This is a genomic window from Desulfomarina sp. (genome assembly GCF_054039375.1).
Map to the genome: position 1 here is coordinate 1 of NZ_JBPLBA010000244.1, position 5,751 is coordinate 5,751.

6 protein-coding genes are annotated in these 5,751 nt (G+C 49.3%); 2 read left to right on the forward strand and 4 right to left on the reverse strand.

Features of this window, described 5'->3' with window-relative positions; translation table 11 throughout:
- Window positions 1-253: 253 nt before the first annotated feature.
- Window positions 254-1,612 carry a phosphohexomutase domain-containing protein gene (locus ACXLDX_RS13545; RefSeq protein ID WP_457577722.1) on the reverse strand — a complete coding sequence of 453 codons (1,359 nt, stop codon included), beginning with the start codon at window positions 1,610-1,612 and terminating at the stop codon, window positions 254-256.
- Window positions 1,613-1,794: 182 nt separating this feature from the next.
- Between ACXLDX_RS13545 and rfbA the strand changes: the two genes are divergently transcribed.
- Window positions 1,795-2,679: a glucose-1-phosphate thymidylyltransferase RfbA gene (gene rfbA, locus ACXLDX_RS13550; RefSeq protein ID WP_457577723.1), complete on the forward strand. Its 885-nt coding sequence runs from the start codon at window positions 1,795-1,797 to the stop codon at window positions 2,677-2,679.
- A 57-nt stretch (window positions 2,680-2,736) separates the two neighbouring features.
- Entirely contained in the window at window positions 2,737-3,636 is a 900-nt protein-coding gene (gene rfbD / locus ACXLDX_RS13555) for a dTDP-4-dehydrorhamnose reductase (RefSeq protein WP_457577724.1), read from the forward strand.
- Here rfbD and ACXLDX_RS13560 read toward each other — a convergent pair.
- The 3 genes from ACXLDX_RS13560 to ACXLDX_RS13570 are packed head-to-tail and all read right to left on the reverse strand — an operon-like array spanning window position 3,618 to window position 5,436.
- Window positions 3,618-3,995, reverse strand: coding sequence for a PilZ domain-containing protein (locus ACXLDX_RS13560; RefSeq protein ID WP_457577725.1), 378 nt, complete (start codon window positions 3,993-3,995; stop codon window positions 3,618-3,620). The two genes, rfbD and ACXLDX_RS13560, sit on opposite strands and share 19 nt — an antisense overlap.
- 51 nt (window positions 3,996-4,046) lie before the next feature.
- Entirely contained in the window at window positions 4,047-4,799 is a 753-nt protein-coding gene (locus ACXLDX_RS13565; RefSeq protein WP_503417358.1) for a UPF0280 family protein, read from the reverse strand.
- A 25-nt stretch (window positions 4,800-4,824) separates the two neighbouring features.
- Window positions 4,825-5,436: a CvpA family protein gene (locus ACXLDX_RS13570; RefSeq protein WP_457577727.1), complete on the reverse strand. Its 612-nt coding sequence runs from the start codon at window positions 5,434-5,436 to the stop codon at window positions 4,825-4,827.
- Window positions 5,437-5,751 lie beyond the last annotated feature (315 nt).

Below are 5,751 nucleotides of genomic sequence, written 5' to 3' on the forward strand. Positions count from 1 at the left end.
TTTTCACAATTTCCCTCAATTACTTAATGAATTCCGATTACGCATGAAACTCAGCCTGTTATTTGTGAGTCTGGGGATTGGGCCTGTTTTATCAGGCGTATTTCAAAAATCACTTTAGACTGATTATGAAATGACCTGGACTGATACTTTTTCATTTGCATTCCTTATCAATTGAGATTTCCAGTGATTTTTGACCGTAGGCCAGCCGGAGAAAACAGGCCCAATCCACAATTTGGCTGAGTTTCATGGGTAATCAAGTAATGAATTGCAGCAGCTCTTCTGTCTTTTGCTGCAGTAGAGCGACATCGCCCCTTGTTTCAACATTGAGACGAAGCAGCGGCTCCGTATTCGATTTTCGTATATTAAAACGATAGTGCGTAAATGATATGCTGAGACCGTCAGTATAATCTTTTTCGCCGTCACCATAAGCCTTTTCAACAGCAGCAATGACTCCATCCGGATCTTCTACCCGGCTGTTGATCTCTCCGGAAACCGGATAGGCAGCCACACGATCCTTCACCAGTTCCGATAACTTTTTTCCCGTACTGCTCAACAGGGAGGCAATAAGCAGCCATGGCACCATTCCTGAATCACAGTAACCAAAATCCCTGAAATAGTGATGGGCCGACATCTCGCCACCATATATACTGTTCTCCCTGCGCATTCTTTCCTTGATAAAGGCGTGGCCGGTTCTGGTCATCACCGGAACTCCCCCGTGTTCTTTTACGAGTTCCTCTGTATTCCAGGTTAAGCGGGGATCATAGAGAATCTTTGCCCCTGGCTCTTTCTTCAGCATCTGCAGAGCCAGAAGACCCACGATATAATATCCTTCTATAAATTCTCCATGCTCATCCCAGAAAAAACAGCGGTCAAAGTCCCCGTCCCAGGCGAGCCCCATGTCGGCACCATGGGACCTGACCATCTCCGCCGTTTCCGCTCTTTTCTCAGGGAGAAGTGGATTGGGCACTCCCTTAGGGAAACTGCCGTCCGGTTCATGGTTCAACCTGACAAAGGTGAAGGGAAGATGCGGCTCAAGCATATCAATAACAGCGCCGGCACAGCCATTCCCGCTGTTGACCACAATTTTCAATGGTTTAAGAGACTTCCTGTCGATGTACCCCAGCAGATGATCCACATATCGCCCTTTAATGTCAAGCGTTTCCAATGCTCCACGCTGTCCCGCCGGCGCCGGCAGGGTACCGTCGGCTATCATCCCGGCCATTCTCTGCAGTCCTGACTCGCCGGTTACCGGGCGTGCGCCTTTTAACACAAACTTCATTCCATTGTAATCGGCAGGATTATGGCTGGCCGTAACAATAACACCACCATCAACTCCGTTGCCCTCCATACTGAAAGTTCCATGGTAGATTTCCTCTGTACCGCAGAGCCCGAGATCAAGCACATGAACCCCCATATCCCGTAATCCATCTGCAAGTGCCCCTGCAAGATCACCACCGCTCAGCCTGATATCCCTGCCTATCACAACCTTTTTCAATCCGAAGAGCGCCGCAAAAGCCCGACCTGTTTTTCGGGCAAGATCGCTATTGAGCTCATCGGGCACCCGCCCTCTTATATCATAGGCCTTAAAACAGGATGGGAGAGTCGGTTCCATTTTTTCCTTCCTTTTTCATTGCGTCCCGTTATATTCATTGCTGTTTTTTCCTGAGTACATCATTATGAAGCAATAAATAAAACCACGCCTGACAACAAAAAGCAAAGTAATTGGTCACAGGGATAGTAACTCTGTGATTTTAAAGGGTACAACATCCATTATAACAGTCCATCACTTTTAATATGAAAGGAATAATACTCGCCGGCGGATCCGGCACCAGGCTCTATCCGCTCACAAAAGCCATTTCCAAACAGATGATTCCGGTGTACGACAAGCCGATGATCTACTACCCGCTGTCAGTGCTTATGCTTGCGGGAATACGGGAAATACTGATCATTTCAACCCCCCATGATCTCCCCGGATTCACTGAACTTTTCAAGGACGGCTCCCACCTGGGACTCTCAATCAGCTATGCGGTACAGCCAAGACCTGAAGGACTGGCCCAGGCCTTTCTTATCGGCAGGGAATTTATCGGCAATGACTCGGTCTGCCTTATTCTCGGGGACAATATCTTTTTCGGCCCCGGTTTTTCCGCCATTCTCCAGGAAAGCGCCGGACTGACCAGTGGCGGGCAGATCTTCGGCTACCTGGTCAGGGACCCGGAGCGATACGGTGTTGTTGAATTTGACAGGAACAACAAGGTCATCGGCATAGAGGAAAAACCGGAAAAACCGAAATCAAAATACGCCGTACCGGGCCTCTATTTTTATGATAACGAGGTCACAACTATTGCTGCCCAGGTCAGACCCTCTGCACGGGGAGAGCTTGAAATAACTGATATCAACAACGAATATCTGAGGCGAGGCACCCTCCAGGTCAAACCCCTCGGACGGGGCTTCTGCTGGCTGGATACCGGCACCCATGAATCCCTGCAGCAGGCATCCAGTTATGTCCAGGCCGTTCAGGACAGGCAGGGACTTAAAATTGCCTGTATTGAAGAAATAGCTTACCAGCTGGGCTATATCACTCTGGATGAAATGGCCGCCCAGGCCACCGATATGCTGAAAAACCAGTATGGCCAGTATATCACTGATATTGTTGCTGAAGAGAAAATGAAGCAGGATTGATAAAACAGCCACATCCCCAGGTTCACAAGTATCAGGCTGAATTTTGAAAGGAAAAAGATGAAAATCGCAATAATAGGAACAAACGGGCAACTCGGATCAGACTGTGCCGATCTTCTCGGTACCAGCCATGAAACCATCGGCTGCGACATTCCCCACGTTGATATCACCAACCCTGACAGCATCATTCCATTTTTGACGGACGCGAGACCGGAGGTCATAATAAACTGCGCGGCTTACACGGCAGTTGACGGCTGCGAGGAGGAGACTTCTCTGGCCTGGAAAGTCAATGCCGAAGGACCGGCCCATCTGGCGAAAGCTGCCGCAGAACTGGGCAGCAGGCTGATACATGTCTCCACCGACTATGTCTTTGACGGCAACAGGAAAGTACCACAACCGTATCTGGAAACCGACAAGCCAAATCCCCTGTCTCAGTACGGCAAATCAAAACTGGCTGGAGAGGAGGCTGTTCTTGCCCATGCGGGTGACTCGGTCATCCTCCGCACGGCCTGGCTATATTCCGCCACAGGTAAAAACTTCCTGAAAACCATGCTGAGGCTTGCCCTGGCTGATCCTGGCAGGGAACTGAAGGTTGTCGACGACCAGTTCGGCTCCCTCACCTGGTCATACACCCTGGCCCTGCAGATCGACAAACTGCTGGATTCCAGGCTCACCGGTATCATGCACACTACGGCAGAGGGTTATTCAAGCTGGTATGAAGCAGCCCGCTATTTCCTGGACAGAATGGAGGTCCCCTATTCCATGCGACCCTGCACCACCGCCGAATACCCGACACCAGCCCATCGTCCGGCAAACTCCATCCTGGAAAACTCTGTTCTGAAAAAAGAAGGTATTTCCGTATTTCGCAGCTGGCAGGAAGATATCAACAGGTTTGTTGAAAAACACAGGGAAGCTCTACTGGAAGAAGCCAAAAAGAGTGCTCAGTCGGTTGGTTTATAGCCGCATTTCTCCACCAGCAGATCAACGGTTTTGGCAATTTCCGGTGACGGATCATGGATCTGGAAACCAGCCCGGTAAAATTCTGAATCATCCTCCCGGCTGCACCATCTGCTGGTCGCGGAAATAACCACTTCCCTCCTGTCCGCTACCACTGGGGGCAGGCAGAGACGAAGCCTGTAATCCTCCCCGGCCACAACAGGGTCATCACAGAGCAGCAGCAGGCCCCGGGGAGATATATTAACCAGATGACCAACTATTCGCGTGCTTTTGCCGTCAAAAACACGCAGATAGAATATAATTCCGTCTCGATCTTCCACTCTCCGGTCATCTTCATTATGAACACTGTTTTCCACCTTCACAACGTAACTCCTCACAGGGCGGCAACTCTATGATTTTATTACCTCTGAACTTCACTCCGGTTGTTCCAGTTTGATCAACTCAACCTGCCCCGCTGCCCCCATCAGTTTATCACAAATCACCACAACCCCCAAGACCCCTTCTATGGCAAGACCGGTTTCCAGCACTTTTTTTACACCCCCATCTCCTCTCCCCTGTCCCGTCACCTCATTGCCCAGCCGTGTTGCGACGGCGTCTGCCAGGGGTGTAGACCGGGAAACGACCGTCACCGAATCGGCATTGCCAAAGCTCAGGGAATGCCCCACGGTTCCTGAAGAAGTACAGATACCAAGAGGCATTTCCCGGGGAGACAACCGGATTCCTACTCTATTGCTCAGTGGCGATTCTCCGGCATAAATTGCCACCCTGCATTCAGTGATGCGGTGCAGAAACAGATCTCCTCCATTTTCCACCATCACCTGTGAACAACCGTTTTTCATCAATCCTTTTCCCACGTATTCGGCAATAACACCAGCCACGGCCGCCATGGGTCCCACACCGGCTTTTCCTGCGGCATACAGCATCTCTCTGATCAGTGGCGGTGCCAGATCATCAGGCGGGAGAGGCACCAGGGAGTTGAGAAAAATCGGGTGTTCCGCGATATAACTTTCCACCTGGGTTCTGAACTGCAGAGCCAGATTTTCAGCCTGCTCAGTAACATCCCTGTCTGCAAGAATATGCAGATCTGTATCCTTTATTTTTACAAAGGAAGAAACAAGGTTGGATGAATCAGAAAAAGAGCGATAATGACACTCCCTGTAGGACAGGTTTTTTTTTTACGTTTTGCCGCCATCAGTTTTCAGCCTGTTCAGCCTGCCTTCCGGTTCCATTCTCACCGGCCTCCTTATCGGGAACCAGGTATTCCCTGACCGCATCCATGGAGATAGCCGGATTTTTCTGAGTAAGTGCTTTTCGCACGTCTTCATCCCGGATAAACTGTCGGGTGACGTCTGCCGTATTGTTCAAAACATCGCAGGTTACACACTTTCGCAGCATGGGGTTTTCCGGCGCCAGAAGGGTTCCCAGGATCATATGCAGCAGCACAACAAGAATGACCCCTTTGGCAAAACCGACCAACCCGCCAAGAAGCCGGTCGAACCACCCGGCTATAGTGAGTTGTATGACATAGGCCAGCAATTTGCCGATCAGCATAACTATTATATAGGTGGCAATAAAAAGTATAACATAGCTGGTTAGAAAAATTACCTTGGGATTATCGGAAATATCTTTCAAAATCGGGAAGATCAGCTCATTATACTGACCTGCGGCAAAATATCCGAAGTAGAGGGCGAGAAGAGTTGTCACCTGCTTCAAAAGACCGAGCCAGATACCTCGACCAATCAGTAAAGCAAAGAGACCGAGAACAACCAGGTCATACGCTGTCAATCCGGTATATAAATTCATCCGCTTCCTCTCATGGGTGACCTTCAGGCATTGATAAACGCAGCGTTTGTCATTATTCTGTACCTGTGAGCAATTATACACTATATGATTTTATAACTTCTGCCGTTATCCTGAATCCATGGCTCTCAAAAAGTAGCATGAACAGTTGAAACTGCAAGCTTTTTTATTTTCTGACCTTGGATACACAAAGTGCCCGAAAATATTTTTCAGATGGAAATTGATGATTTTACAGGCAGGACTTTCCCAGTAACTGGTCACAGGGGTAGCAATCATATCCAACCTATGCGGACAAAAGAGACCGTGAAAAGCTGGGGT